Origin of the sequence: Pontibacter virosus (assembly GCF_003096355.1) — a bacterium.
GTDB classification, from domain to species: Bacteria; Bacteroidota; Bacteroidia; order Cytophagales; family Hymenobacteraceae; genus Pontibacter; species Pontibacter virosus.
The window spans coordinates 1-3,697 of record NZ_QEKI01000032.1 but is presented as its reverse complement, the minus strand read 5'-3'; the positions used below and the strand labels follow the sequence as shown (position 1 = coordinate 3,697).

Sequence of the window (3,697 nt, the reverse complement as noted above, 5' to 3'; positions counted from 1 at the left end):
GGTTAAACTACTTGGGTAAGTCATAAGTCTGCTAACTTTTCTTACTCAAACAACCGGCACCTGCTTTTTTATTCATTCAAATCAAAACAGCCTCTTAAGCCTTTCTTATAATCTTCCAGCATACCCTTTATCCAGTTGCCTTTATTGCTACTACTTAGACTATATGGAGGGTTGCCAATCACTACCATTACAGGTGAATCACGTTTAATATGATTAGCGGCATTAGCTTCATGTGCCAACGCTGTGGCGAATAATGAGCCAGTGTCTGGATGATGTTCTTCTAAACTGTTAGTGAGGTAAACCTTTAAGCGTTGGTCCTTGGTGGGTTTATAGCCAGTTTCCGATAACAATAAATCAAGTTTTAAGTGAGCCATCGCATACGATGCCATCAGCAACTCAAAACCATTTAGGCGTGGAATTAGGTGGTTTTCTACATAACTGCTCCAGATACCTTGCTGGCTTTTATACTTACCGTGTATATGTTTCACAACTTCTGCTAAGAACGTACCTGTACCCGTAGCAGGGTCAAGTATTTGTACCTTATGCACCTCTTGGTCAAAGTCCTTAAATCCTGTTTTGCTCCTTTTGTCACTCGTAGGTACTTTCAATGTTACCTTAGTCTTAGAAGTATCAGCCAAGCCCTGAGGTAGATTGAATTCCGTCTTAAGTATATCATCAACCGCCCTAACGATGAAGTTTACGACTGGTTCTGGTGTATACCATACACCACGTGCCTTACGCAATTTCGGGTCGTATTCGGCAAGAAACGTTTCATAGAAGTGAATGATAGGGTCGTGCGTCTGGGTAGCTTTGCCAAAATTTTTCAACAGAGCAGCGATATCAGTAGCACGGAACAAATCTGCCAGACCATCGACAATCCATACCACACGGCTATCTAAATCGAAGCCGATATAGTTAAACATCGTCCTTAAAAATGGATTTGATTTGGGTATTAACTGTGCAGCTTCCTGGCGTGAAAAAGTAGATAAAGTAGGGTCATGTAATCTGGCGGCAAACATGCCATAGGCGATAGTCTGAGCGTAGATGTCGGCAAATTCTCTGGTCTTGATATCATGTATCAGTATTTGCTGAAAAGCGTTCATCTGCTCTTGCAACGTACTATTCTCGTGATTTTCTTCGTCACTATTAAGTGCCTTTTCAATCACATCAGCAAGCATTCTGGCTTTTGCAGCCATCATCTCCGCCAGTTTCCTCGAACTCTTGATAGTCTGACCGATGTGGGTGCAGAAGTCTTTTATCTGCCCTTCGAAAATTGAGAAATTCTCTTGTAGCGGATGAATCTGACCATTCTTTATCTCACCAATTTTCACTGATGTTTTAAACTCACCATCTATGTATAAATGAAAGTCCAGATAGTCGGTGATGATAAGGTTGTCCAGCGAGGCACGGTAACGGTCAAACTGCTCTTTCAGGGATTTGCTGTTGAGCGGGACCCCTATGTCTTTCGCTTCGATATAGCCAACTGGGATATCATTTTTGGTAATGATATAGTCAGGCGCACCACAGGCTACACGTGCTGGCTCGTTTGTTACAAGCACTTCAGGTACTAATGTTGATATCAGTACTTGTAAGTCGCTGCGGTAGCTATGCTCTCTGGAAATGCCAATTTTATATCGGGTGTTGAGAATGTCGATGTAGTCATGAATGGTCATTTGCTTTCCTAATGGCTATATGTAGCTGAACAAGATAAAAGTCCAATATAGCAATTAAAGAAGATTATATGACTAAATTTCTTGATTACTCTGAAAGCAAAACTGGCTGATGAAGTTAATCCATACCAGCCAGTTTCATGTAAGGGTAAAAAATCACTAATTGCATAGAGGTTGGATTCAGTTATTCAGCATGTTTATATTGCTTACCAATACCGTATTGCTAATATATTTTACATCAGCACATGCTACATTAAGTTTAATCTTTCCAAACTTGGTCCAGCAGTTTCATAGAGTAGGGGTTAGGTATTTGCCTCATTCCATTGCAGTAAATGCAACCTATAAGCGAACGCTCAAAGTTGTAGCAATTGCAACGGCTATTTTTAATTATCAGATTGCGATAGAACGTTTCCTGCTCTGATGCTAAATCACTTGTCATTCCATTAAAGTCAATAGCAATAAATTCTTCATCCTTTGTTACCGCTACGGCAGAGGTTGCGCCTTCTTTGAATTTAAAGATATGGTAAAAGGTAGGTGCTATAATTCTGCCACGTAAGGTTGAGTGCATTCCATAAAGTTTTTTGTTTATATCAATTGTCTTTAATACGATTTCTTCTCCATCAGCATACAGTATTTCGTTTATAAGTATCATTTATATTTAAATTGTTTTTATCTATTAGTAGGGGAATTCATTGAAACCCAAGACTGTCCTGTTGTAGTTTGTAGCGTTATTGATGCCTGACACTTTAACTTCTGTGAAAGTGACATCATAGTATGTAAGTCGAGTAGCAGGACTGTCTTCTAAGCTTTCCGTAACGCACACCCTCAAGTAGCTATCAAGTTCAAATATCTGTTCTTCATAAGTATCTATAATGCCTTTCAATCTTTCTTCCAATTCCTCCTTTTTCCAGATATAATCAAAGTTCATGTTCTGGATTTCCTCACTAATAATGAGGGTAATTGTGTAGAAACCTTGCTCAGTGTCATAAGTATATGCTACATGAGTCTCATAATCGAGTATTTTCTTAAAATTATAGCTGTTTGGAATCTTGCCCAAAATGCACAATTCGCACTCAACCATTTCCTCAAATGTTTCACAATCGCATTTCGAATCGCTCACCCGTAAATTCTGCCAAATCACCGAGTTTAATTCATCCATTCTGGTCTCGTTCAGGTCAGTGTCAATCCATACCCACATCCACTCAACATCAGCGACACATCTTAGCGCAGCAGCTTTTTGCTGCTCGTATGGATGAATAAGAGTGTAGTGGTAATCCGACCTCTTATAGCCGTTAGGTGATGTCCAGTATAGACCGTACGTGTCTTCCTCTTTGTTATATGTCTTGTAGATTTCTACATCAGCTTCTTTAAATAGAAGTTCGTTTTTCAATATATGTTCCATGTTATTTTTTCACTTTAAAGTATATATCATGGTAGAAAAGTGTAAAAGTGTAGAAATACGATTATGAATTCTGATATATAATCTAAATTAATAACCCATTGTAAATGAGAAGCTTAAAAATATCGGAAGACACTGATTATCAGATAGAACTGATAAAAATGCTGCTTGCCAAGGACTACAAAATCAGAGTTACAAAAGGAAAGGTGGTGCGCTATGCGCTCAAGGCACTAAAAGAAAAAATGGACAGCAGAGGAGATGGAAATGAATAGCTACCAAAACCCCATGCAATATAATACTGGATTGAGAGCATATGTTTTGGAGGTGCCAGGCGAACTTATTGTTAACACTATCAGCGGTAGCTATAAAATATCACCAGCTGAGAAGCTGAGCGGAGTGGATAATATCTATGACTTTGTAACGAGCGTTGAGGACTACGATTATGTAATAAAAAACTATCTTGAAACATCAGACGTTAAACCCAAGCCTGATTTAACGTTACTACTTCTATATTATGATGAGATATTTAAGTTGGGAGTGTAATTTAAACTGTGTCATTTCCTCGTTTCCATTTACTGGCCCTTTTGCTGTTCTGGCTGAGTCCTTACGGCAAAAGGGCCAAACTTTT

Annotated in this window: 5 protein-coding genes; 2 read left to right on the top strand and 3 right to left on the bottom strand. The window is 38.9% G+C overall.

Annotation, left to right across the window (positions count from 1 at the left end; genetic code table 11):
* Positions 1-68: 68 nt before the first annotated feature.
* The 3 genes from C8E01_RS21315 to C8E01_RS21305 all read right to left on the bottom strand — a co-directional run bounded on the left by C8E01_RS21315 (position 69) and on the right by C8E01_RS21305 (position 3,072).
* Positions 69-1,673, bottom strand: a complete 1,605-nt coding sequence (locus C8E01_RS21315; RefSeq protein ID WP_207774934.1) for a hypothetical protein — start codon at positions 1,671-1,673, stop codon at positions 69-71.
* Positions 1,674-1,929: 256 nt separating this feature from the next.
* On the bottom strand, positions 1,930-2,322 hold the full coding sequence (locus C8E01_RS21310) for a hypothetical protein (RefSeq protein ID WP_116545481.1): 393 nt from the start codon (positions 2,320-2,322) through the stop codon (positions 1,930-1,932).
* A gap of 24 nt (positions 2,323-2,346) precedes the next feature.
* Positions 2,347-3,072 (bottom strand): hypothetical protein, encoded by a 726-nt coding sequence (locus C8E01_RS21305; protein WP_116545480.1) that lies wholly within the window; start codon positions 3,070-3,072, stop codon positions 2,347-2,349.
* A gap of 104 nt (positions 3,073-3,176) precedes the next feature.
* Here C8E01_RS21305 and C8E01_RS21795 point away from each other — a divergent pair, with 104 nt between their 5' ends.
* Entirely contained in the window at positions 3,177-3,341 is a 165-nt protein-coding gene (locus C8E01_RS21795) for a hypothetical protein (RefSeq protein ID WP_165820711.1), read from the top strand.
* A gap of 13 nt (positions 3,342-3,354) precedes the next feature.
* On the top strand, positions 3,355-3,612 hold the full coding sequence (locus tag C8E01_RS21300; protein ID WP_133242816.1) for a hypothetical protein: 258 nt from the start codon (positions 3,355-3,357) through the stop codon (positions 3,610-3,612).
* Positions 3,613-3,697 lie beyond the last annotated feature (85 nt).